Annotated in this window: 21 protein-coding genes; 15 read left to right on the top strand and 6 right to left on the bottom strand. The window is 71.5% G+C overall.

Going from position 1 to position 22,620, the window contains the following annotated elements:
• Positions 1-133 precede the first annotated feature (133 nt).
• Positions 134-1,162: a serine hydrolase gene (locus tag ACIPFH_RS30815; protein WP_401831506.1), complete on the bottom strand. Its 1,029-nt coding sequence runs from the start codon at positions 1,160-1,162 to the stop codon at positions 134-136.
• A 151-nt stretch (positions 1,163-1,313) separates the two neighbouring features.
• On the opposite strand from ACIPFH_RS30815, the gene ACIPFH_RS30810 reads away from it, so the two are divergent.
• A complete protein-coding gene (locus ACIPFH_RS30810; RefSeq protein WP_401831505.1) occupies positions 1,314-2,045 on the top strand; it encodes an SseB family protein in 732 nt (243 codons plus the stop codon).
• A gap of 91 nt (positions 2,046-2,136) precedes the next feature.
• Here ACIPFH_RS30810 and ACIPFH_RS30805 read toward each other — a convergent pair whose 3' ends face one another.
• Positions 2,137-2,514, bottom strand: coding sequence for a DUF1844 domain-containing protein (locus ACIPFH_RS30805; protein ID WP_356254864.1), 378 nt, complete (start codon positions 2,512-2,514; stop codon positions 2,137-2,139).
• A gap of 372 nt (positions 2,515-2,886) precedes the next feature.
• Here ACIPFH_RS30805 and infC point away from each other — a divergent pair, with 372 nt between their 5' ends.
• From infC to ACIPFH_RS30760, 9 genes are all read left to right on the top strand, one after another.
• Positions 2,887-3,618: a translation initiation factor IF-3 gene (gene infC, locus ACIPFH_RS30800; RefSeq protein WP_356254882.1), complete on the top strand. Its 732-nt coding sequence runs from the start codon at positions 2,887-2,889 to the stop codon at positions 3,616-3,618.
• Positions 3,619-3,725: 107 nt separating this feature from the next.
• Positions 3,726-3,920, top strand: coding sequence for a 50S ribosomal protein L35 (gene rpmI, locus ACIPFH_RS30795; protein ID WP_003977225.1), 195 nt, complete (start codon positions 3,726-3,728; stop codon positions 3,918-3,920).
• A 97-nt stretch (positions 3,921-4,017) separates the two neighbouring features.
• Positions 4,018-4,401 carry a 50S ribosomal protein L20 gene (gene rplT / locus ACIPFH_RS30790; protein ID WP_020132316.1) on the top strand — a complete coding sequence of 128 codons (384 nt, stop codon included), beginning with the start codon at positions 4,018-4,020 and terminating at the stop codon, positions 4,399-4,401.
• Between the two features lie 218 nt (positions 4,402-4,619).
• Positions 4,620-5,480, top strand: a complete 861-nt coding sequence (locus tag ACIPFH_RS30785; RefSeq protein ID WP_401831501.1) for a TrmH family RNA methyltransferase — start codon at positions 4,620-4,622, stop codon at positions 5,478-5,480.
• A 53-nt stretch (positions 5,481-5,533) separates the two neighbouring features.
• Entirely contained in the window at positions 5,534-6,673 is a 1,140-nt protein-coding gene (locus ACIPFH_RS30780; protein ID WP_401831499.1) for an ATP-binding protein, read from the top strand.
• 151 nt (positions 6,674-6,824) lie between these two features.
• Complete coding sequence (pheS, locus tag ACIPFH_RS30775; protein ID WP_356254873.1) at positions 6,825-7,946, top strand: phenylalanine--tRNA ligase subunit alpha; 1,122 nt, start codon at positions 6,825-6,827, stop codon at positions 7,944-7,946.
• On the top strand, positions 7,946-10,459 hold the full coding sequence (pheT, locus tag ACIPFH_RS30770; protein WP_401831496.1) for a phenylalanine--tRNA ligase subunit beta: 2,514 nt from the start codon (positions 7,946-7,948) through the stop codon (positions 10,457-10,459). Before pheS ends, pheT begins: the two co-directional genes overlap by 1 nt.
• A gap of 638 nt (positions 10,460-11,097) precedes the next feature.
• Positions 11,098-12,438 (top strand): transcriptional regulator, encoded by a 1,341-nt coding sequence (locus tag ACIPFH_RS30765; RefSeq protein ID WP_401831494.1) that lies wholly within the window; start codon positions 11,098-11,100, stop codon positions 12,436-12,438.
• A gap of 135 nt (positions 12,439-12,573) precedes the next feature.
• Positions 12,574-13,122 carry an NUDIX hydrolase gene (locus ACIPFH_RS30760; protein ID WP_401831491.1) on the top strand — a complete coding sequence of 183 codons (549 nt, stop codon included), beginning with the start codon at positions 12,574-12,576 and terminating at the stop codon, positions 13,120-13,122.
• A gap of 145 nt (positions 13,123-13,267) precedes the next feature.
• On the opposite strand, the gene ACIPFH_RS30755 is transcribed toward ACIPFH_RS30760, so the two are convergent.
• Positions 13,268-14,140 (bottom strand): 3-hydroxybutyryl-CoA dehydrogenase, encoded by an 873-nt coding sequence (locus ACIPFH_RS30755; protein WP_356262627.1) that lies wholly within the window; start codon positions 14,138-14,140, stop codon positions 13,268-13,270.
• A 184-nt stretch (positions 14,141-14,324) separates the two neighbouring features.
• On the opposite strand from ACIPFH_RS30755, the gene ACIPFH_RS30750 reads away from it, so the two are divergent.
• Positions 14,325-15,545 (top strand): glycoside hydrolase family 10 protein, encoded by a 1,221-nt coding sequence (locus tag ACIPFH_RS30750; RefSeq protein ID WP_401831488.1) that lies wholly within the window; start codon positions 14,325-14,327, stop codon positions 15,543-15,545.
• Position 15,546: 1 nt separating this feature from the next.
• On the opposite strand, the gene ACIPFH_RS30745 is transcribed toward ACIPFH_RS30750, so the two are convergent.
• Entirely contained in the window at positions 15,547-15,747 is a 201-nt protein-coding gene (locus tag ACIPFH_RS30745) for a DUF1918 domain-containing protein (protein ID WP_356262633.1), read from the bottom strand.
• Between the two features lie 13 nt (positions 15,748-15,760).
• Entirely contained in the window at positions 15,761-16,723 is a 963-nt protein-coding gene (locus ACIPFH_RS30740) for a DMT family transporter (protein WP_401831486.1), read from the bottom strand.
• Between ACIPFH_RS30740 and ACIPFH_RS30735 the strand changes: the two genes are divergently transcribed.
• The 3 genes from ACIPFH_RS30735 (at position 16,722) to ACIPFH_RS30725 (ending at position 19,455) form a co-directional block, all read left to right on the top strand.
• Positions 16,722-18,209, top strand: a complete 1,488-nt coding sequence (locus tag ACIPFH_RS30735) for a PLP-dependent aminotransferase family protein (protein WP_401831483.1) — start codon at positions 16,722-16,724, stop codon at positions 18,207-18,209. The genes ACIPFH_RS30740 and ACIPFH_RS30735 overlap by 2 nt on opposite strands.
• A gap of 42 nt (positions 18,210-18,251) precedes the next feature.
• Complete coding sequence (locus ACIPFH_RS30730) at positions 18,252-18,704, top strand: GNAT family N-acetyltransferase (RefSeq protein WP_356262651.1); 453 nt, start codon at positions 18,252-18,254, stop codon at positions 18,702-18,704.
• A 157-nt stretch (positions 18,705-18,861) separates the two neighbouring features.
• Positions 18,862-19,455: a histidine phosphatase family protein gene (locus ACIPFH_RS30725; protein ID WP_356262642.1), complete on the top strand. Its 594-nt coding sequence runs from the start codon at positions 18,862-18,864 to the stop codon at positions 19,453-19,455.
• Here the strand turns inward: ACIPFH_RS30725 and ACIPFH_RS30720 are convergent.
• Positions 19,437-19,955 (bottom strand): DUF6314 family protein, encoded by a 519-nt coding sequence (locus ACIPFH_RS30720; protein WP_401831481.1) that lies wholly within the window; start codon positions 19,953-19,955, stop codon positions 19,437-19,439. The two genes, ACIPFH_RS30725 and ACIPFH_RS30720, sit on opposite strands and share 19 nt — an antisense overlap.
• A 148-nt stretch (positions 19,956-20,103) precedes the next feature.
• Here ACIPFH_RS30720 and ACIPFH_RS30715 point away from each other — a divergent pair, with 148 nt between their 5' ends.
• On the top strand, positions 20,104-22,602 hold the full coding sequence (locus ACIPFH_RS30715) for an alpha-L-arabinofuranosidase C-terminal domain-containing protein (RefSeq protein ID WP_401831478.1): 2,499 nt from the start codon (positions 20,104-20,106) through the stop codon (positions 22,600-22,602).
• Positions 22,603-22,620 lie beyond the last annotated feature (18 nt).

Here is a 22,620-nt window from a genome sequence, read left to right as displayed (position 1 = left end):
CGCAAAGTCCCGCCTGGCTCGCCCTGCCCTCCGGGCAGTCGGCGCTACGTTGCGGACCCGACCCAGCGCCGCCCGACCGCACGTCCACCCGTCACCGGTCCCGGGTGGGCCCGGGCAGCGAGGGAACGGAGGGCTATTCGGTGGCGGACGACGAGGCGGACGCGGACGTGGACGTCGACGCCGGCGCGGACGCCGAAGCACCGTCGCCCCGGAACGACGACACCGCCGCCCGTGCCACCTGCTCGACCAGCGAGATGCCGGCCGCCTGGGTCGCGTTGCCGTTCGACACCACGGCCACCAGGCAATCGTGCCCGTCGACGGTCACCCGGCCGATGCTGTTGATGTCCCACAGCCCGGTCGTGCTGCGCGCCAGCCAGCCGTTCTTCAGCGCCCACGAGGACCCGTCGGCCGCCGCCGAGACACCCCAGCGCTGGTCGGCCGCTATCCGCCCCATCAGGCCCTGGACGTACGTCCGTGACGCCTCGCTCAGTTCCGAGTCGTCCCCGAAGACCTGCTGGAGGAGGGTGAGCTGATCGGCGGCCGTGGTCTGCGTCAGGCCCCACAGCATGTCGTCGCCGCCCGCGGTGTCCGTCAGCCCGAACCGCTCGTTCGCGGCGTCGAGGCCCTGCGCCTTCCCGATGATCCGCCAGAGCGCCGACGCCGAGTCGTTGTCACTGTTCTCGATCATCGCGGTGGCGTACGACTTCTCCGCCGCCGTGAGATGCCGGTCCGCGTCCTGCGCCTGGAGCAGCAGTGTCGCCAGGATGTCCACCTTGACGATGCTCGCCGTGTCGAAGGCGCCCGAGCCGTACGTGGCACCGTCACCGGAGTCCAGGTCGAGCACGGCCACGGAGACGGCCGCGTCGCCGGGCACGGTCACCGAGTCCAGCGCCGACGCCAGCAGCGCGTCGTCGTCCTGCTCGGGCGCCGCCACCGTCTCCACCGACACCTCTCCGCTCCCCGAACCGGACGCCGACGCCGAGGCCGACGGCGTCGCGGAGGACGACGATACGGCTACGGTCCCCGGGCGCGCCTGCGCCTTCACGTAAACGGTCCCGCCCGCCGTCGCGCCCAGGACGGCGACCGTGGTGAGCGCGGTGCAGAGGAGCGGACGGCGCCGGGAGGTGCGAGCGCGGCCGCGACGTGCTCTGGAGGACTCCATGACCGTCGATGGTCGGGGCGGCGACTGTGCACGCCGTTAGACGCACGTTAGAGGTGTGTCAGGGATCGCTGAGAATTCGGTGAAAGGCGTCACCACCGTGTTTCGGGCCCCGCACAAGCCCAGCAGCATCCCCCCGATAGGGTCGACGACCGTGGCGAACAAGAACATTCCCGACTCCGGCTTCTCCGACGACGACGGCTCCGCCGACCCCCGGCTGAGCGCGGCGCTCGCCGCCTGGGCCGAGGACCGCACCGCCGTGGGCCCGGTCCTCGCGGCCCTCGAGGGCGCTCGGCTGCTCGTCCCCGTGGTGGCCGTGCTCGGTGAGGTGGAGGAGGACGAGAACGGGCTGCGCCGCGAGAAGACGAGCGACATGGCCGTGCCCACGCTGAAGGCGGGCGCCCGCACCGCGCTGCCCGCGTTCACCTCCACGGACTCCCTCGCCCGATGGGATCCCGAGGCCCGCCCGGTCGCCGTGCCCCTGCACCAGGCGCTCCGGGCCGCCGCCCATGAGAAGGCGGACACGGTCGTGCTCGACCTGGCCGGACCGGTGGCCTTCGAACTGACCGGCCCGGCGCTGCTGGCGCTCGCCGAGGGCCGTACGTCGACCGACCCGCTCGCCGATCCGGCCGTGGTGGCGGCGGTACGGGCCGCGGTGGCCGCCGAACCGGAGGTGCTCAGCGCCCACCTCGGGCCGGGGCAGGCCGACGGCACCCTGGCCCTCGTCCTCGACCCGGCCGCCGTCCCCGCCGAGGCCGCCCGGGCGGTGGCCCGGCGTCTGGCCGCCGACGAAACACTGAGGGCCCGCCTGGTGCGCGGCCTCGACCTGGCACTGCTGCCGGCCGGGACGACCCCTCCGGGCGAGCCCCTGTACGTGAAGAACTGAAACAGCCGAAAGACCCCGGAACAGCCGAAGTAATCCGGAACTGCCGAAGGACTGGAGCAGCCGAAGAGCCGGAGGCCGCCTGAGCGCCGGCTCAGCCGTAGACCGGGCCCGTGTACTTCTCGCCCGGGCCCCGGCCCGGCTCGTCCGGGACGATCGACGCCTCGCGGAACGCCAGCTGGAGCGACTTCAGACCGTCGCGCAGCGGCGCCGCGTGGAAGGAGCTGATCTCGGTCGCGCTGCCGTCCATCAGGCCGGCGAGGGCGTGGATCAGCTTGCGGGCCTCGTCGAGGTCCTTGTACTTGTCGCCCTCCTCGGTGAGCCCCAGCTTCACGGCGGCGGCGCTCATCAGGTTGACGGCGACCGTCACGATCACCTCGACGGCGGGGACCTCGGCGATGTCGCGGGTCATCTCGTCGAAGTCGGGGGTACCGGGGGTCTCGGCGGAGCCGGCGGGGGAGGTCTCACTCATGCCCCACACGATAGGGGCAGGTCGGCCCGGACCTCGTACCGAGGCTCGATTGGCTGTTCCTGGCGCGGGCTGGTAATCTCGTGTAACGACCGGTCGGACACGCGTGCCCCTCAGCAGGCGGGCCCGGCCCACAAGTGGAGGCTCCGAACTCCCACCCGACCGTCCCCAGGGATGGCGGGTCACCCCGGTCAGGCGGCCACCATCGTTCCGTACGGACGATGGAGTCGCCCGGTAGTGCGCCCCGCGATCCTTGCGGCGGTGTTCCGGTAGTGCTTGGAGCCCCGCATGTGATCGTTCGGGGCATTTTTTGTGCTTCGGCGTGGTTATAAGACTACCGAACACAGACGTTACGCGGCCGTCCGCCAGACTGCCGTGTGGTGCTACCAAGGAGGATCCATCAGCACCGAGCCCCGCATCAACGACCGGATTCGCGTTCCCGAAGTGCGACTTGTCGGTCCCAGTGGCGAGCAGGTCGGCATCGTGCCGCTGGCCAAGGCCCTGGAGCTTGCGCAGGAGTACGACCTCGACCTGGTCGAGGTCGCGGCGAGCGCCCGCCCGCCGGTCTGCAAGCTCATGGACTACGGGAAGTTCAAGTACGAGTCGGCCATGAAGGCCCGTGAGGCGCGCAAGAACCAGGCGCACACGGTCATCAAGGAAATGAAGCTCCGGCCGAAGATCGACCCGCACGACTACGACACCAAAAAGGGTCACGTCGTCCGGTTCCTCAAGCAGGGCGACAAGGTCAAGATCACGATCATGTTCCGTGGTCGCGAGCAGTCCCGGCCGGAGCTCGGCTACCGACTGCTGCAGCGTCTCGCGTCGGACGTCGAGGACCTCGGCTTCATCGAGTCGAACCCCAAGCAGGACGGCCGGAACATGATCATGGTTCTCGGTCCGCACAAGAAGAAGACCGAGGCCATGGCCGAGGCCCGCCAGGCGCAGGAGGCCCGCAAGGCCGAGGCGAAGGCCAACCCGGGTCGTTCGCAGAACGCCGCGGACGCCGACGCCGTGAACGCCGAGGGTGACGTCGAGACCGACGTCGAGGTCGCGGCCGACGCCGAGGCTTCGGCCGAGGCCCCTGCCGAGGCTTCCGCCGAGGCGTGATCCGCGGGACGCGAGTCCCAAGGACGTAACCGATACCAGCGACGTTCCACCGTGCCCGGTTTCACGACCGGGCACCGGAACGCCACCGACGAGGAGAGAACGGCGCTATGCCGAAGAACAAGTCGCACAGCGGTGCCAGCAAGCGCTTCAAGATCACCGGCTCCGGCAAGGTGCTCCGTGAGCGCGCCGGCAAGCGCCACCTGCTCGAGCACAAGTCGTCCCGCGTGACGCGCCGCCTCACCGGCAACGCCGAGATGGCCCCGGGCGACGCCGCGAAGATCAAGAAGCTTCTCGGCAAGTGACGTCGGGCGCGTGACTCGCGCCTGATCTCAGACCGGGACCCCATCGATTCCGGGTCGTGTGAGTCCAACCACGGCCCCGCTACAAGGAGTTAAACAAGTGGCACGCGTCAAGCGGGCAGTCAACGCCCACAAGAAGCGCCGGGCGATCCTCGAGGCGGCCTCCGGCTACCGCGGTCAGCGCTCGCGCCTGTACCGCAAGGCCAAGGAGCAGGTCACCCACTCGCTGGTCTACAACTACAACGACCGCAAGAAGCGCAAGGGCGACTTCCGTCGGCTGTGGATCCAGCGCATCAACGCCGCTGCCCGCGCCAACGGCATCACGTACAACCGCTTCATCCAGGGTCTGAACGCCGCGAACATCGAGGTGGACCGCAAGATCCTGGCCGAGCTGGCCGTGAACGACGCCACCGCGTTCGCCGCGCTGGTCGAGGTCGCGCAGAAGGCCCTCCCGGCGGACGTGAACGCGCCCAAGGCCGCGTGACGCTGCGCCGGCTCCAGGCCGACGTGACTCAAGGACCCGCAGGTTTCAGCCTGCGGGTCCTTTGTTGCTGACCGCCGGGTCTGTCGTTCGGGCGCCGGCCGTCCGTGGCCGGTCGCGCCCACCCGGCGGGGCCGCACATCGACACAGCCCCGCGCCCCTCGGGGGTTGCGGTCGCCCCCGCCGCCAAGCCGGCCGCACAGATACCGAAGGTGAACCACATGCCCTCCGCCAGCCCCGAGCCGATCTCTCCTCGTTCCCCCCGGGTCTCCGCCGCCCGGCGGCTCGCCAGGCGGAACTTCCGGGGCAAGGAGCGGCTGTTCCTCGCCGAGGGACCGCAGGCCGTGCGGGAGGCGGCCGCGCACCGGGCCGGTGGCGAAGCGACCCTCGTGGAGCTGTTCGCCACCGTCGAGGCCGCGGAACGGTACGCCGACATCGTCGGCGAGGCCCGCGCCGCCGGCGCCCGGGTGCACCTGGCCGCCGAGCAGGTCATCGAGGACGTCTCCACCACCGTCACCCCGCAGGGGCTCGTCGGGGTCTGCCGGTTCCTGGACACGCCCTTCGAGGAGATCCTCGCCGCCCGGCCGAAGCTCGTCGCCGTCCTGGCCCATGTACGCGATCCGGGCAACGCCGGCACCGTCCTGCGGTGCGCGGACGCCGCGGGCGCCGACGCCGTCGTACTGACCGACGCCTCCGTCGATCTCTACAACCCCAAGGCCGTCCGCGCCTCCGTCGGCTCCCTCTTCCACCTCCCCGTGGCGATCGGCGTCCCCGTCGACAGGGCCGTGGCCGGGCTGAAGGAGGCCGGGGTCCGGATCCTCGCCGCCGACGGCGCCGGGGACGACGACCTCGACGACGAACTGGACAACGGGACGATGGGCGGACCCACGGCGTGGGTGTTCGGGAACGAGGCCTGGGGACTCCCCGAGGAGACGCGGGACCTCGCGGACGCCGTCGTACGGGTCCCGATCCACGGGAAGGCCGAGAGCCTGAACCTCGCGACCGCCGCCGCCGTATGTCTCTACGCATCGGCCCGTGCACAGCGCGCCTCCGGAGGGTGCCGCTCCGTCACCGAGAGCTAGTAGGGTGACCAGCTCGGGGGCCCCTCAGTCGTCTGAGAGGTGGGGTACGGGGAATGAGCGTCGGCATGAGCGGTACAAGGGACGCACAGGTCACGCCCGACGGCTCCGCGCCCAGGCCGGCCGGTGACCTCGCCGGCCTCGGCATCGACCCCGACGACCTGCCCGACGGGCTCGTGGTCGCCGACGAACACGGGCACGTCGTCTGCTTCAACGCCGCCGCCCAGCGCATCACCGCCGTCCGTGCCGAGGACGCCCTCGGACGGCGGCTCGAGAAAGCCCTGCCGCTGGAGGACCTCGAAGGCCGCCGCTGGTGGCAGCTGACCGACCCCTACGGCGGCCTCGCCATCCGGGTCGGCCAGCCCGAGCGCAACCTGCTGCTGCCGGGCGGGCGTGAGGTGCTCGTCTCGGTGAGATACGTCCGCGGCGAACCCACCGGACCCGTCCGCCGGGTCGTCGTCTCGCTCCGCGACACCGAGGCCCGCCGCCGCACCGAACGCAGCCACGCCGAGCTGATCGCCACCGTCGCCCACGAGCTGCGTTCGCCCCTCACCTCGGTCAAGGGCTTCACCGCCACCCTGCTCGCCAAGTGGTCGCGGTTCACCGACGACCAGAAGCGGCTGATGCTGGAGACCGTCGACGCCGACGCGGACCGGGTCACCCGCCTCATCGCCGAACTGCTCGACATCTCGCGCATCGACTCGGGGCGGCTGGAGGTGCGCCGCCAGCCCGTCGACATGGGCGCGGCCGTAGGACGGCACATCCAGGCCCACGTGGCCGCCGGACAACCCGCCGACCGGTTCCTGCTCCGCCTCGAACAGCCGCTGCCCGCCCTGTGGGCCGACCCCGACAAGGTCGACCAGGTGCTCAGCAACCTCCTCGAAAATGCGGTGCGCCACGGCGAGGGAACCGTCACCATTGACGTCACGCCCGCCGCGTCACCCCGTGAGGGGGAGGAAACCGGCACATCGGTCACCGTGAGCGACGAGGGCGCTGGCATCCCGGAGGAGTCCATGAACCGCGTCTTCACCCGCTTCTGGCGGGGCAGCAAGCGCGGCGGCACGGGCCTCGGGCTGTACATCGTCAAGGGCATCGTCGAAGCCCACGGCGGCGTCATCACGGTCGGCCGCGCCCCCGGGGGCGGCGCCGAGTTCCGATTTACCTTGCCCGTGAGCGCCCCGGCGTATCTCACCTGAGAACCGGCCGGGCGGCCCGCGGGCGCGTTCGTACACCTTCACCCCGTTAGACTCGGCCTTTGGCACCCTTGTGTCCCATGGACGGCCCTCTGACCTCTGCGTGAGTCGGTGACGGGGACCTTCAGCCAGCCAATCGGAAGCACGGGAAGAGATGTCGGCACCGAATAAGTCGTACGACCCGGTAGAGGTCGAGGCCTTGAAACCGGAAGAGATCGAGCGCATGCGGGACGGGGCGCTCGCCGCCTTCGCCGCCGCGGACTCCCTCGACGCACTCCAGGAGGCCAAGGTCGCCCACACCGGCGGCACCTCCCCGCTGGCCCTCGCCAACCGCGAGATCGGCGCCCTGCCCCCGCACGCCAAGGCGGCCGCCGGCAAGCTGGTCGGCCAGGCCCGGGGCGCGGTGAACAAGGCCCTCGCCGCCCGCCAGGAGGAACTCGAGGCCGAGCGCGACCAGCGCGTGCTCGTCGAGGAAGCGGTGGACGTCACGCTGCCGTACGACCGCGTACCGGCCGGCGCCCGCCACCCGCTCACCACGCTGTCGGAGCGCATCGAGGACGTCTTCGTGGCCATGGGCTACGAGGTCGCCGAGGGCCCGCAGGTCGAGGCCGAGTGGTTCAACTTCGACGCCCTCAACATCGGCCCGGACCACCCGGCCCGCGGCGAGGCCGACACGTTCTTCGTGCAGGGCCCGCAGGGCGGCACCGAGTCCGGAGTCGTGCTGCGCACCCACACCTCCCCGGTCCAGATCCGCTCGCTGCTCGGCCGTGAGCTGCCGGTGTACGTGATCTGCCCCGGCCGCGTGTACCGCACCGACGAACTGGACGCGACGCACACCCCCGTCTTCCACCAGGTCGAACTGCTGGCCGTGGACGAGGGCCTGACCATGGCCGACCTCAAGGGGACCCTGGACCACATGGTCCAGTCGCTGTTCGGCGAGGGCATGAAGACCCGGCTGCGGCCGAACTTCTTCCCGTTCACCGAGCCGTCCGCCGAGATGGACATGGTGTGCTACGTCTGCCGCGGCGAGTCCGTGGGCAACCCCGACCGCCCCTGCCGCACCTGTTCCAGCGAGGGCTGGATCGAGCTCGGCGGCTGCGGCATGGTCAACCCCAAGGTGCTGGCCGCCTGCGGCGTCGACCCGGAGAAGTACAGCGGGTTCGCCTTCGGGTTCGGCATCGAGCGGATGCTGATGTTCCGCCACAACGTCGAAGACATGCGAGACATGGTCGAGGGTGACGTCCGGTTCACCCGGCCGTTCGGGATGGAGATCTGATGCGGGTCCCGCTTTCCTGGCTGCGGGAGTACGTCGACCTGCCGGCCACCGAGACCGGTCGTGACGTGCAGGCCAAGCTCGTGTCGGCCGGCCTCGAGGTCGAGACGGTCGAGCAGCTCGGAGCCGACCTCAAGGGCCCGCTCGCCGTGGGCCAGGTGCTCACCATCGAGGAGCTCGAGGGCTTCAAGAAGCCGATCCGCTTCTGCACCGTCGACGTGGGTACGGCCAACGGCACCGGTGAGCCCCAGGAGATCGTCTGCGGCGCCCGCAACTTCGCGGTCGGCGACAAGGTCGTGGTCGTGCTCCCGGGCGCCGTCCTGCCCGGCGGCTTCGCGATCGCCGCGCGCAAGACGTACGGCAGGACCTCCCACGGCATGATCTGCTCCAGCGACGAGCTGGGCATGGGCGACGACGGCACCAAGGGCATCATCGTGCTGCCGCCGGAGACCGAGGTCGGCAAGGACGCCATCGAGCTGCTCGAGCTGGTCGACGAGGTCCTGGACATCGCCGTCACCGCCAACCGCGGCGACTGCCTGTCCATCCGCGGCGTCGCCCGCGAGGCCGCCATCGCCTACGGTCTGGCGCTGCGCGACCCGGCGCTGATCGACGTACCGGCGCCGAACGCCTTCGGCTACCCGGTGCGGGTCACCGAGCCGATGGGCTGCGACCGCTTCACCGCCCGCACCGTCACCGGTCTGAGCCCCGAGGCACGCTCCCCGATCTGGCTGAAGCGCCGGCTCCAGAAGGTCGGCATGCGCCCGATCTCGCTCGCCGTCGACATCACCAACTACGTGATGATGGAACTCGGCCAGCCGCTGCACGCCTACGACCGTTCGCTGGTCCAGGGCACCATCGGCGTGCGCCGGGCCGGGGAGGGCGAGCGGATCGTCACCCTCGACGGAGTGACGCGCGAGCTGCACGCCGAGGACCTGGTGATCACCGACGACCGCGGGCCGATCGGCCTCGCCGGTGTCATGGGCGGCGCGAACACCGAGATCGCCGACCACGATGCCGCGGAAAGCCTGACGACCGACGTGGTCATCGAGGCCGCGCACTTCGACGCGGTGTCGATCGCGCGCACGGCCCGTCGGCACAAGCTCTCCTCCGAGGCGTCCAAGCGCTTCGAGCGCGGCGTCGACCCGCAGGCCGCGGCCGCCGCCGCGCAGCGCACGGTCGATCTGCTGGTGCTGCTCGCGGGCGGTACGGCCGACGCGGGCGTCACGGAGATCATCGCCCCGTCCGCCCCGCACACGATCAGCGTCCCGGCGAACCACCCGGACAAGGTCGCGGGCGTGGAGTACGGCCGGGAGATCGTGGTCCGCCGCCTCCAGGAGATCGGCTGCGACGTGTACGGGCAGGACGAGCTGATCGTCACCGTCCCGTCCTGGCGGCCCGACCTCGCCGAGGTCAACGACCTGGCGGAGGAGGTCATCCGGCTGGAGGGCTACGAGAGCCTGCCCTCCACGCTGCCCAAGCCGCCCTCGGGCCGCGGCCTCACCCACCGCCAGCGTCTGCACCGGCGCGTCGGCCGCGCGCTGGCCGGCTCCGGCTACGTCGAGGCGCCGAATTACCCGTTCGTCAACGAGCAGGTCTTCGACCAGCTCGGCCTGGCCGCCGACGACCCGGCCCGCCGCGTCGTGAAGCTCACCAACCCGCTCAACGACGAGGAGCCCGCGCTCCGTACGTCGCTGCTGCCGGGTCTGCTGGCCGCCCTGCGGCGCAACGACGGCCGGGGTTCGCACGACCTGGCGCTGTTCGAGACCGGGTTGGTGTTCCTCCCGCACGAGGAGCAGCGCGTCGCCGGGCACCTGCCCGTCGACCGCCGCCCCACCGACGAGGAGCTCGCGTCGCTGGACGCCGTGCTGCCCGCGCAGCCGCGCCATGTCGCCGCCGTCCTCGCGGGCGCCCGCGAGCAGGCCGGCTGGTGGGGCAAGGGCCGTCCGGCCGACTGGGCCGACGCGGTCGAGGCGGCGCGTGCCGTCGCCCGCGAGGCCGGGGCCGAACTGACCGTCCGCAGCGGCCAGTACGGGCCGTGGCACCCGGGCCGGTGCGCCGAGCTGGTGGTCGTCGTCGACGGTGCCGAGCGCGTCGTGGGCCACGCCGGCGAGCTGCATCCGCGGGTGCTGAAGGCCCTGGGGCTGCCCTCGCGCACCTCCGCGATGGAGCTGGACCTGGATGTCCTGGAGCAGGTCGGCGACGACACGCCCCGGGCGCCGAGCATCTCGGCGTTCCCGGTCGCCACGCAGGACGTCGCCCTCGTCGTCGACACGTTCGTCCCGCACGTCGAGGTCGAGGCCGCGCTGCGCGAGGGCGCCGGTGAACTGCTGGAGGGCATCCGGCTGTTCGACGTGTACGAGAACGCGGAGCAGCTCGGTGACGGGCGGAAGTCGCTCGCCTACGCGTTGCGCTTCCGCGCGGGTGACCGGACGCTGACCGTCGACGAGGCGTCGGCTGCCCGGGACGCCGCGGTCGCCCTGGCGGGCGAGCGCACGGGAGCGGTGCTGCGGGGCTGACGCGGGGCGTCAGCCGGCCTGCCCTTCCCCGGCCGCAGCCCGGCGCCCCTGCCCCAGGGGGAGGGGCGCCGGGGCCTGTGGGGGGTGGGGGTTCGTCGTGGCTGGTCGCGCAGTTCCCCGCGCCCGTGAGGTGCGGGGGCTGCGCGCGCTGCGTCGCGGGCGGTGGTGCCGTGTGGCGGGTGCGGGTTGGTCGTGGCCTGGTCGCGCAGTTCCCCGCGCCCCTGCGGTGCGGGGGCTGCGCGCCCTGCGCCCTGGGCGGTGATGCCGTGTGTCGGGTTACTGGTCGTGCGGGTGCTCGCGTTTCTGGGGTGCGGGGCTGTGCCCGCTGTACGCCGGTGACTTCGCGACGGGGGTAGGTACAACCCCCAAGGGGCGCGGGGGACTGCGCGACCGGCCCGCACCCACCCGCAGCCCGCGACGCACCCCGAGCCGGCCGAACCCGCGAAGCGCAAAGCGCCGGGCCGTCGTTCATGAGGGGGAGCCGACGGCCCGGCGAGCCTCTTGCGAGGCAATCCAGTCAAGCGGCCGCAAACGCTCCGCGACAGCGTGCACACCCTGCGAATGCGCGTACTTCGTTCACACCCCGTGTGAAGAGGGACCCACTAGTCTGACGGGACCGAGGCACCGGGGGGCACCCAATGCAGCCCAACACTCTGCTCGACGCGATCCTGGACGAGGCGGGCGTCTCGCACGCGGGCCTCGCCGCCCACGTCAACCAGGCCGGACGGGCCCGCGGACTCGCCCTGCGGTACGAGCACACGGCGGTGGCCCGGTGGCTCAAGGGCCAGCGGCCGCGGGGTCAGGTGCCCGACCTGATCTGCGAGGTGCTCGCGGCGCGGCTGCACCGGACGGTCACCCTCGACGACATCGGCCTCGGTGTGCCGGGCGAGCCGGCCGGACCGCACGGCACCTCGCTCTCCGGCTTCGTCGAGCGGGCCACCGCCCTGTGGCGCTCCGACGAGCAGCAGCGTCCGCACGTCCTGGGAGCGCCCGCCGTCACCGGCACGCCGGCCGTGATGCCGGTGTGGGAGTGGGAGAACCCGCCGGAGGACGTCGATGTCTCGCGGGGCGGCCGGCATCGCGTCACCTCGGCCGACATCGAAATGCTGCGGTCCGCCCGCACCCACTACGAGCAGATGTACCGCAAGGCGGGCGGCATCGCGACCCGCAGCCGTATCGTCGGCTTCCTCAACGCGGAGGCGGCGCCTGTGCTGCGCGGCAGCTACACCGATGCGACGGGCCGTCAACTGCACCGCGCCACCGGTGGGTTGGTCGCGGTCGCGGGGATCTGTGCGTATGACTCGGATGCGCACGGTCTGGCCCAGCGTTACTTCCACCAGGCCCTCCGACTGGCAAAGGCCAGTGGGGACCGGGGACTCGGGGCGTACGTCATCGCCCTCCTCGTCAACCAGTCGCTGTTCATGAGGGAGTTCCGGCAGGCCGTCGCCTTCGCGGAGGCCGCGCTGCGGGCCGCGGGCCGGCACATCACGCCCGCCCTCTCCTCCGACCTGTACGCGATGCAGGCCAAGGCGTACGCCCACCTCGGCGACGGCACGAGCGCCCTGTCGTGCATCCGGCGTGCCGAGACGGCCGCTGATCACATCCGGCGCGGTCACGAGCCCGACGAGACCGGTTATGTCCAGCCGGGTCTGGTCAACGTCCAGGTGGCGGAGGCCCTGCTCAGCCTCGGCGACCTCACCGCCGCCGCCGAGCACGCCGCGGCAGCCGTGGGCACCCCGGCGCACGACCGGGGGCGCGTGCACCGGCTCGCCATGCTCAGCACGATCGAACTGCGCCAGGGCAACACCGACAAGGCGGTGGTCACCGCGGTGCAGATGGCCGAACAGGCCCGCGGCATGGAGTCACAGCGTCTGCGCGACAGACTCCGGACAGTGCGCGAGCACCTGGCCCGCAGCGGCTGCACGGGCACGACCGAGGCCGCCGAACTCATCGACGGGGCACTGCGCGTACCGCTCTAGGCGCGGCACGGCGGGGTATCCGACCCCAGAGACGAACACCGGCACGAACACCGAACAATCACACCGGCGTCCACGCCGATGCTGCACAGTTCCTGCTGCGATATTGCCACTCACTCGACGGAAGGTGGCAGAACCGTGCAGTGGACAAATCAGAACGAACAAACGGTGTATGAAAACCGCTGGTTCAGCGTCAATCTGGCAGATGTGGAGCTGCCGGACGGCCGGCACCTCGACCACTTCCTCATACGGCTGAGGCCGGTCGCGGTGGCGACGGTCGTGAACAAGGCCAACGAGGTTCTCCTGCTGTGGCGCCACCGCTTCATCACCGACAGCTGGGGGTGGGAGCTCGCGGCGGGAATAGTCGAGGACGGCGAGGACGTCGCCCGCGCGGCCGCCAGGGAACTCGAGGAGGAGACCGGCTGGCGGCCGGGACCGCTGCACCACCTGATGAGCGTGGAGCCGTCCAACGGACTCACCGACGCCGTCCATCACATCTACTGGTCGGACCACGGCGAGTACGTGGGGCACCCCGTGGACGACTTCGAATCGGACCGCCGGGAGTGGGTGCCCCTCGACCTCGTTCCCGGCATGGTCGCCCGGGGGGAGGTCCCGGCCGCCAACATGGCGGCCGCGCTGATGCTGCTGCACCACCTCAGGCTCACCGAGGACCCGGACCTGTCCTAGACGGCAGGGGCCGGCGTGTTCAGCTCGTCGAGTACGGGGAAAGGGTGCGCGGGGCGCGTGCGGGCCCGCGGCACACCCGGCGTGTGCATGGCGCGGGCCCGGAACTCCGAGGAGCGCCGGGCCCGTGGGGAAACGCGGCGGGTGATCAGTACGCGTAGAAGCCCGAGCCGGTCTTGCGGCCCAGCCGGCCCGCGTCCACCATGCGCTGGAGCAGCGGGGGAGCGGCGTACAGCGGCTCCTTGTACTCGTCGTACATGCTCTGCGCCACCGAGGCGACCGTGTCCAGGCCGATCAGGTCCGACAGCTTCAGCGGGCCCATCGGGTGGGCGCAGCCCATCTCCATGCCGTTGTCGATGTCCTCGCGGCTGGCGATACCGGTCTCGAACATCCGGATCGCGGAGAGCAGGTAGGGGATCAGCAGCGCGTTGACGACGAAGCCGGACCGGTCCTGGGCGCGGATCGCGTGCTTGCCCAGCACCTTCTCGGCGAACAGCTGCGCCCGGCCGAGCGTGGCCTCGGAGGTGGTCAGCGCCGGGATCAGCTCGACGAGCTGCTGCACCGGAGCCGGGTTGAAGAAGTGGATGCCCACGACGTGGTCGGGCCGCGAGGTGGCGACCGCCAGTTTCACCAGCGGGATGGAGGAGGTGTTGGAGGCGAGGATCGCGTCCGCGCGGGTCACGACCTGGTCGAGGACCTGGAAGATCTCGGTCTTCACCTGCTCGTTCTCGACCACGGCCTCGATCACCAGGTCGCGGTCGGCGAACTCGCCGAGGTCGGTGGTGAAGCTGAGCCGCGCGAGCGCCTCGTCCCTCTCCTCCTCGGAGATCTTGCCGCGCTCGGCGGCCTTGGCCAGGGAGTTCAACAGCCGGGTACGGCCGATCTCCAGGGCCTCGCCGGTGGTTTCGGCGACCTTGACGTCAAGACCGGCGCGGGCGCAGACCTCGGCGATGCCCGCCCCCATCTGGCCGCAGCCCACCACTCCGACCCGTGAGAGATCTCCCGCTGGGGTGCCCGTCACATCGTCCCTTTCGCCGCGCTGACTCTGATGGCAGGAGCAGGTCTGCCGGGTCCCGGTCGTCGCCCTGCTCCGATCGTGCACGTTACTAGCAAGTATCGATGATCGATCGCCGGGGTGGGGGCATGCTGGGGCGCGAAACGATCCGTGACCGAGCGGATCCGCGGAGTATTTGGGGATGTGTGCGATGGGGCGACTGACCCGGCGGGCGTTCGCGCTGGCAGCGCTGTCGACGTTCACCACGACGGGCGCCGCGGCCGCTCCCGTGAGGGAGCGCCGGGCGGCGACCGAGATGCGGGGGATGTGGCTGGCGACCGTCGGCAACCGCGACTGGCCGTCCCGCCCCGGGCTGACCGCCGCCGCGCAGCGCGCCGAACTGATCGCCATGCTCGACCTGGCGGTGAGCCGGCGGCTCAACACGGTGATCTTCCAGGTGCGGCCCACGGCCGACGCGCTGTGGCCCTCCCCGTACGAGCCGTGGTCGCAGGTCCTCACCGGCACCCAGGGGAAGTCGCCGGGCTGGGACCCGTTGGGCACGGCCGTCACGGAAGCCCACGCCCGGGGACTGCAACTGCACGCCTGGTTCAACCCGTACCGGGTCGCGACCCACGACGACCCCAAGAAGCTCGTGGCCTCCCACCCCGCGCGCAAGCACCCGCAGTGGGTGGTCCCGTTCGGCGGCAAGCTCTACTACAACCCGGGACTGCCCGAGGTCCGCGCCTTCGTCCAGGACGCGATCCTCGACGCCGTGAAGAAGTACCCCCTGGACGCCGTGCACTTCGACGACTACTTCTATCCGTACCCGGTGGCCGGCCTGACCTTCGACGACGAGGCCGCTTACGACGCGCACGGCGGCGCCTTCCCCGGCCGGGCCGCCTGGCGGCGCGACAACGTCGACAGGCTGGTGCTGGAGACGGCCGCCCGGATCAAGGCCGTACGCCCCGGCACACAGTTCGGGATCAGTCCCTTCGGCGTGTGGCGCAACGCCTCCACCGACTCGCGCGGCTCGGACACCCGGGCGCTCCAGTCCTACGACGACATCCACGCGGACACCCGCAAGTGGGTGCGGGAGGGCTGGATCGACTACGTCGTCCCGCAGCTCTACTGGAACATCGGACTGTCGGTCGCCGACTACGCCAAGCTCGTGCCCTGGTGGGCCGAGGTGGCGAAGGGCAGCCGTACCCGCCTCTACCTCGGCGAGGCCCTGTACCGGGCGGGCGACCCAGCGCAGTCCGCGGCCTGGCAGGACCCGGCCGAACTCTCGGACCACCTCGATCTGGCCGCCGCTCACCCGCAGGTGCGCGGGCACGTCTTCTTCGCCGCCAAGGACGTGCGGACGGACCGGATCGGGGCGATGGCGCGGGTGGTCGCCGACCACTACCGGCAGCGGGCGGACCCCCCGCGCTGATCTACCGCTGTTCCTCGGCCATCCTGTGCCGGATCTCGGTGTCGGGGCCGGGCGAGCAGACGCCCACGTGCCCGTCCGTGAACCGGACGCGGTACGGCGGATTTCCTCCCTGGCCCAGAACTTCGACGATTTCGCCGACCTTGTCGTGTTGTCCGACCACCCTGCCGTGCTGGACAAGCTGGTCGCCCGTGGTTGCGCGCATCTGTGAGGCCTCCTCACCGTGCGGTAAGCGGCGGTACCTTCTGTCGGGACTGGCCGCGCGCCCGCTGCGTGACGGCGATGCAGACGAGCACGGCAGCCGCCGTCAGCGGAGCGGCGGGCGTGAGGTGCTCGCCCAGCAGCAGCACCGACCACACCAGTGTGAGCAGGGGCTGGGCCAACTGCAACTGGCTGGCCCTGGGAATGCCGATGGCCGCCATGCCCCGGTACCAGACGACCAGGCCCAGGAACTGCGAGCCCGCCGCGACCCACAGCAGTCCGGCCGCGCTGTGCGCGGTCAGCCGGACGGGTTCGTGGGCCAGGGCGAGCGCGGCGGCGGGCACGGTGAGCGGCAGACAGAACACCAGCGCCCAGCCGATGACCTGCCATCCCGGCATGACCCGGGCCAGCCGGCCGCCCTCGGTGTAGCCGGCCGCGCACACCAGCAGCGCCCCGAACAGATACAGATCGGCGCCGGTCAGGGCTCCGCCGCTCTGCTGCACGGTGAACGCCGCCACCGCGGCGGCACCCGCCAGGGCGGCGGCCCAGAAGGTGCGGGAGGGGCGGGTCCCCATGCGCAGGGCGGACAGCAGCGCGGTCGTCAGCGGGAGCAGGCCGACCACCACGGCGGCGTGCGCGGTGCTGGACGTCCGCAACGCGAGCGTGGTGAGCAGCGGAAAGCCGACGACGACCCCGGCGGCGACGACGGCGAGCCCCGGCCAGTGCCGCCGGGCGGGCGGCGGAACACGGAGGACGAGCAGACACCCGCCCGCGATCAGCGCCGCGAGGACGCTGCGTACGGCGACCAGCGCCCAGGGCCCGAACCCTTCCAGGCCCCAGGCGGTCGCGGGGAAGGTGAGGGAGAAGGCGACGACACCGAGGGCGGCCAGGAGGGTGCCGGCGCCACCCGTCCGCAGGGTGTCGGCCGAGGTGTCGACCGCTATCGCGGGCCGTGTGGTAGCGCTACTCTGTGTCTTCATGCAAGAGCGTAGCAGTGTGAGTGAGCTGGCGGATCATCTGCGGCGGGAGATCAACCGCTACTCTCCCGGTGGAAAGCTGCCGTCGAGCCGGGCCCTGGTCGAGCGGTTCAGGGTCAGCCCCGTGACCGTCTCGCGGGCGCTGGCGCAGCTGGCCGCCGAGGGACTCGTGGTCACCCGGCCCGGTGCGGGCGCCTTCCGGGCCCGGCCGTCGTCCGTGACCGCCGCCCCCGCCGGCGACACCTCCTGGCAGGAGGTCGCGCTGAGTGCGGACGGCGCCGCCGACCTCGTCCCGCGCTCGGTCGACGCAGCAGGCGTCACCGTGTCGCTGGCCGCACCGCCACCCGGGGTGATCGAGTTCAACGGCGGCTATCTGCACCCCTCCCTGCAGCCGGAACGGGCGATGGCCGCGGCCCTGGCCCGGGCCGGGCGGCGGCCCGGCGCATGGGGCCGGCCGCCCATGGAGGGCCTGCCCGAGCTGCGCGAGTGGTTCGCGCGGACCATCGGCGGCTCCGTCACCGCGGCCGAGGTGCTGATCAGCGGCGGCGGCCAGGCGTCACTCACCACCGCCCTGCGCGCCCTAGCCCCGCCCGGGGCGCCGGTCCTCGTCGAGTCGCCCACCTATCCGGGCATGCTCGCCATCGCCAGGGCGGCGGGACTGCGCCCGGTACCCGTCCCGGTCGATCCGGACGGCGTCAGGCCGGACCTGCTCGCCGACGCGTTCCGGGCGACCGGCGCCCGGGTCTTCGTCTGCCAGCCGCTGTTCCAGAACCCGACCGGCGCCGTCCTCGCCCCCGAGCGGCGTGCGCGGGTGCTGAGCATCGCACGGGAGGCGGGCGCGTTCGTCGTCGAGGACGACTTCGTGCGGCGGCTCGCGCACGAGGACGCCGGGCAGCTGCCGCGTCCGCTCGTCGCCGACGACCCCGACGGCGTCGTCGTGCACGTCGGCTCGCTGACCAAGGCGACCTCGCCGAGCTTCCGGGTCAGTGCGCTGGCCGCCCGCGGCCCGGTCCTGGAACGCCTGCGCGCCATCCAGGTCGTCGACAGCTTCTTCGTGCCCCGTCCGCTCCAGGAGGCGGCCCTCGAACTCGTCGGCTCGCCCGCCTGGCCACGTCATCTGCGGGCCGTCGCCGCCGAGTTGAGGGCCCGGCGGGACGCGATGACCGCCGCCCTGCGGCTGCGGCTGCCCGAACTCGCCCTCCCGCACGTCCCGTCCGGCGGTTACCACCTGTGGCTGCGGCTGCCCGACGGCATCGGGGGCGCCTCCCAGGCCTTCGGCTCCGGGGGAGAGAGCGCGTTCACCGCTGCCGCCCTGCGCGCGGGCGTCGCCCTGACCCCCGGCCGCCCCTACTTCAGCGCCGAACCGCCGGCAGCCCACGTGCGGTTGAGCTTCGCGGCCGTCGGCGGGACGGAGGAGATCGCCGAGGGGGTGCGCCGGCTGCGGGCGGCGTGCGACGAGGTGCTCCCCGGAAACCGGTCGACACGATGAACGCCGTCCTGTGAGGATCCGGCCATGGACGCCGTGAACGCTATGAACGCCACCCCACCCCTCGCCGAGGGCTACGAGATCTCCACCGACCCCGCTCGGATCGACGTCGAGCGGGTGCACCACTGGCTGTCCACGGACGCGTACTGGGCGCTCGGGCGCGAGCGGGAGAAGCACGACCGGGCGATCACCGGATCGCTGAACTTCGGCGTCTACGACACCGCGTCCCTCGAGCAGGTCGCCTACGCGCGGATCGTGACCGACCTCGCGACCTTCGCATGGCTGTGCGATGTCTACGTGGACCCGGCGGTGCGGGGCAAGGGCATCGGGACCGCCCTCGTCGCCGCCGTACGCGACCACCTGCGGCCGTACGGACTGCGCCGCATCCTGCTCGCCACGCACGACGCGCACGGGGTGTACGAGCAGGTCGGCTTCGAGTCGCTGGAGAAGCCGGACCAGTGGATGGCGCTGATCTTCGAGAAGCTCGGGGTGGCATGAACGGGGCGCACGGGTGGAGCGGCGTGAGCGGGGCGGCACGGGCGGGACGCTGATTTCGGGGGACTTGTCCGGCAGATCCTGACCCGTCGGTAAGTTTTCTTCCGGCCGTCGCTCAACACCTCTTGACCTGCTCAGTTGCGCGGCTCACCATCACCGCATGCCACTTCGGGTCACGTTCGTCGCCGCCGCTCGCAGCTCCTCGCTGCTCGCGGAACGCTTCGAGGACGACCGGCCGCTGGACCAGGACGGCTGGGGTGAGGTGCTGCGCGTGGCCGACGCTCTGCTGCCGCTCGCGGCCGCCGAGCTGCGCTACTGCTCGCCGACCCCGCGCAGCCGCGCCACCGGGGACGCGCTGGGATACGCCCCGCTGGTGCAGCTCGCCCTGCGGGACTGCGACATGGGCCGTTGGCGCGGATTCACGCTGGGCGAGGCGATGGCCCGCGAGCCGGAGGCCGTGGACGCCTGGCTCGCCGACCCGCTCGCCACTCCGCACGGCGGTGAGTCGCTGCTGGCGTTCATCTCCCGCGTCGGCGGCTGGCTCGACACCCGGCCGGTGGGGGACGGCGGCCGCATTGTCGCCGTCGCCGAGCCGAGCGTGATCCGTGCGGCCCTGGTGTACGCGCTCAAGGCGCCGCCCTCGACGTACTGGAACATCGATGTGCGTCCGCTGTCCACGACCACCGTCACGGGCCGGGGCGGTCGGTGGAACCTCCGTCTGGAAGGCGCCTCGGTTCAGCCGACGCGCGCGTAGTCGGTGGTGAGCAGCAGGTCCTTGGCCGGTCCTGCCACCCGCCAGACCGTCCGCCAGTGGTTCGCGTCGCGCACGGTGAACTCGCCCCGGTAGAGGTCCGCGGAGCAGGGGTGGTCGGCCACGTGCCGCCCGGTCGACAGGTCCAGGTGGTGGAAGGGGCGGCCGTCGGCGAACCGCACGTCCGCCGTGCCGGGTGTCGGCCCCGGCAGAAAGCGCAGGGTGCGCTCGGCCGGCCGGGGGACCCCGAGCCAGACGAAGGTGCCGGACTCCTCGTGCAGCAGTCCGTTGTGCAGTAGCCCGTCGTGCAGCAGTCCGTCGTGCCGCTGTCCGCCGTCGTCCGGCCCGTCCCCGTCCGGCCCGCCTTCGTCCAGTGCGCCGAACACGGTGACCCCGTCGAAGCGGCCCTCGTCGCCGCTCGCCCGGTCCCGTACCGACCTGCGCACCCGCCAGCTCCCCGCCAGGTACGCCAGTACGTCCGGCACTGGCCGGAACTCGCCCATACGGTGCCGCCCTCCGCCTCATCCGTTGCCGCACGCCCCATTGACGCGTCTCGGCCTCCTCCCTATCTTGCCGTTCGAAGTGCTGATCGTCGTCTGATATTTCGAACGACTCGCAGACAACTCGCATCACCGAGCCGCGGAGTTATTCATGTCACGCAGCACCACCCGCACCACCCGCACGCGCTGGAGAGTCGGCCTCTTCGCCACCGCCCTGCTGACGGCCACCGCCCTCGTCCCCGTCCCGGCCCACGCCGAGACCGTGACCGACTACGCCATCACCGTGGATCCCACCGCCAAGGGCGCGAAGATCGCCGACACGATGTACGGCGTCTTCTTCGAGGACATCAACCGGGCGGCCGACGGCGGGCTGTACGCCGAACTCGTGCAGAACCGGTCCTTCGAGTACTCCACCGTCGACAACAGGTCGTACACCCCGCTGACCTCCTGGACGGTCGAGGGCGCCGCGCAGGTTCTGGACGACACCGGCCGTCTGAACGACCGCAACCGCACCTACCTCTCCCTGGGCGCCGGTTCCTCCGTGACCAACGCCGGCTACAACACCGGGGTCCGGGTCGAGCAGGGCAAGAAGTACGACTTCTCGGTATGGGCCCGAGCCGCCGGCGGCAGCACGCTCACCGTGAGCCTCCAGGACGCCGACGGCGCGCTGGCCACCGCCCGCAAGGTCGCCGTGCGCAAGGGCGGCTGGGTCCAGTACCGGGCGGCCTTCACCGCGGCCCGCACCAGCAGTGACGGCCGCCTGACGGTGGCCTCCTCGGCCGCGGCCGCCCTCGACATGGTGTCCCTGTTCCCCCGGGACACGTACCGGAACGAGCCCAACGGGCTGCGCAAGGACCTCGCCGAGAAGATCGCCGCCCTGCATCCGGGCTTCGTGCGCTTCCCCGGCGGCTGTCTGGTGAACACCGGCTCCATGCAGGACTACAGCGAGGCCTCCGGCTGGCAGCGCGCCCGCTCCTACCAGTGGAAGGACACCGTCGGACCCGTCGAGGAGCGCGCCGTCAACTCCAACTTCTGGGGTTACAACCAGAGTTACGGACTCGGCTACTACGAGTACTTCCGCTTCGCCGAGGACGTCGGCGCGATGCCGCTGCCCGTCGTGCCGGCCCTGGTGACCGGCTGCGGCCAGAACAGGGCCGTCGTCGACGACGCGCTCCTGAAGCGCCACATCCAGGACACGCTGGACCTCATCGAGTTCGCCAACGGGCCGGTCACCTCCACCTGGGGCAGGAAGCGCGCCCGGATGGGTCACCCCGAACCCTTCCACCTGACGCACCTCGAGGTGGGCAACGAGGAGAACCTGCCCGTCGAGTTCTTCGCCCACTTCGAGCAGTTCCGCGCCGCGATCGAGGCCAGGTACCCGGAGGTCACCGTGATCTCCAACTCCGGTCCGGACGACTCGGGTTCCACCTTCGACACGGCCTGGCAGCTGAACCGGGACGCGGATGTCGCCATGGTCGACGAGCACTACTACAACAGCCCGCAGTGGTTCCTCCAGAACAACGGGCGCTACGACTCCTACGACAGGAACGGCCCCAAGGTCTTCCTCGGCGAGTACGCCTCCCAGGGCAACGCCTTCAAGAACGGCCTCGCCGAAGCGGCCTACATGACCGGTCTGGAGCGCAACGCCGATGTCGTCGAACTCGCCTCCTACGCACCGCTGTTCGCGAACGAGGACTATGTGCAGTGGAGCCCGGACATGGTGTGGTTCAACAACCACGCCTCCTGGAACTCGGCCAACTACGAGGTCCAGAAGCTGTTCATGACGAACGTCGGTGACCGGGTGGTGCCGTCGACGGCCACGGGGACCCCGTCCCTCCAGGGCCCCGTCACCGGCGCCGTCGGCCTGTCGACCTGGGCCACCGCCGCGGCGTACGACGACGTGAAGGTGACCGGCGCGGACGGCGACGTGCTGCTGAGCGACGACTTCTCCGGCGACGCCTCGAAGTGGACGCACATGGGCGGCGGCAGCTGGTCGCTCCAGGACGGGCAGTACGCGCAGACCGACACCGCCGCCGAGAACACCATGGTCTCGGCCGGTGACACCGCCTGGCACGACTACGACCTGCATGTGAAGGCCACCAAGAAGTCCGGCAAGGAGGGCTTCCTGGTCGCCTTCGGCGTCAAGGACACCGGTAACTACTACTGGTGGAACCTGGGCGGCTGGAACAACACCCAGTCCGCCGTCGAGCAGGCCGTGGACGGCGGCAAGTCGACGCTGATCTCCAAGGCCGGGTCCGTCGAGACGGGCCGCGCCTACGACGTCGACGTCAAGGTGCGGGGCCGCCAGGTCACGCTCTACCTCGACGGCCAGGAGTGGGGCAGCTTCACCGACGACAAGCCGGCCGAGCCGTTCCGTCAGGTCGTCACCAAGGACAGGAAGACCGGAGACCTGATCGTCAAGGTCGTCAACGCCCAGTCCGCGGACGCCCGTACCACCATCGACCTCGGTGGCGCCAAGGTCGCGTCCAGGGCGAAGGTGACCACGCTGGCCGCCGCGCCGGACGCGGTGAACACGGAGACCGGAACCGCGGTCGCACCCGTGACCTCCACCTTCACCGGGGTCGCCGACGAGTTCACCTACACCTTCCCGGCGAACTCGATCACCTTCCTGCGGATCGGGCAGCGGTAGCGGATGCCGGCGGGCGTG

Source organism: Streptomyces sp. NPDC088157 (genome assembly GCF_044741545.1).
In the GTDB taxonomy this organism is placed as follows: Bacteria; Actinomycetota; Actinomycetes; order Streptomycetales; family Streptomycetaceae; genus Streptomyces.
The sequence above is the reverse complement of the archived record's forward strand: the minus strand, read 5'-3'. Positions and strand labels throughout refer to the sequence as shown.

Excerpts from the sequence above, each read along its gene's own strand:
- ACIPFH_RS30725 (WP_356262642.1), top strand. The coding sequence starts at position 18,862 with ATGCCACTTCGGGTCACGTTCGTCGCCGCCGCTCGCAGCTCCTCGCTG.
- ACIPFH_RS30740 (WP_401831486.1), bottom strand. The coding sequence starts at position 16,723 with ATGAAGACACAGAGTAGCGCTACCACACGGCCCGCGATAGCGGTCGAC.
- ACIPFH_RS30750 (WP_401831488.1), top strand. The coding sequence starts at position 14,325 with ATGGGGCGACTGACCCGGCGGGCGTTCGCGCTGGCAGCGCTGTCGACG.
- ACIPFH_RS30715 (WP_401831478.1), top strand. The coding sequence starts at position 20,104 with ATGTCACGCAGCACCACCCGCACCACCCGCACGCGCTGGAGAGTCGGC.
- ACIPFH_RS30815 (WP_401831506.1), bottom strand. The coding sequence starts at position 1,162 with ATGGAGTCCTCCAGAGCACGTCGCGGCCGCGCTCGCACCTCCCGGCGC.
- ACIPFH_RS30730 (WP_356262651.1), top strand. The coding sequence starts at position 18,252 with ATGAACGCCACCCCACCCCTCGCCGAGGGCTACGAGATCTCCACCGAC.
- ACIPFH_RS30745 (WP_356262633.1), bottom strand. The coding sequence starts at position 15,747 with ATGCGCGCAACCACGGGCGACCAGCTTGTCCAGCACGGCAGGGTGGTC.
- rpmI (WP_003977225.1), top strand. The coding sequence starts at position 3,726 with ATGCCGAAGAACAAGTCGCACAGCGGTGCCAGCAAGCGCTTCAAGATC.
- pheT (WP_401831496.1), top strand. The coding sequence starts at position 7,946 with ATGCGGGTCCCGCTTTCCTGGCTGCGGGAGTACGTCGACCTGCCGGCC.
- ACIPFH_RS30780 (WP_401831499.1), top strand. The coding sequence starts at position 5,534 with ATGAGCGTCGGCATGAGCGGTACAAGGGACGCACAGGTCACGCCCGAC.
- ACIPFH_RS30720 (WP_401831481.1), bottom strand. The coding sequence starts at position 19,955 with ATGGGCGAGTTCCGGCCAGTGCCGGACGTACTGGCGTACCTGGCGGGG.
- ACIPFH_RS30785 (WP_401831501.1), top strand. The coding sequence starts at position 4,620 with ATGCCCTCCGCCAGCCCCGAGCCGATCTCTCCTCGTTCCCCCCGGGTC.
- ACIPFH_RS30765 (WP_401831494.1), top strand. The coding sequence starts at position 11,098 with ATGCAGCCCAACACTCTGCTCGACGCGATCCTGGACGAGGCGGGCGTC.
- ACIPFH_RS30735 (WP_401831483.1), top strand. The coding sequence starts at position 16,722 with ATGCAAGAGCGTAGCAGTGTGAGTGAGCTGGCGGATCATCTGCGGCGG.
- pheS (WP_356254873.1), top strand. The coding sequence starts at position 6,825 with ATGTCGGCACCGAATAAGTCGTACGACCCGGTAGAGGTCGAGGCCTTG.
- ACIPFH_RS30805 (WP_356254864.1), bottom strand. The coding sequence starts at position 2,514 with ATGAGTGAGACCTCCCCCGCCGGCTCCGCCGAGACCCCCGGTACCCCC.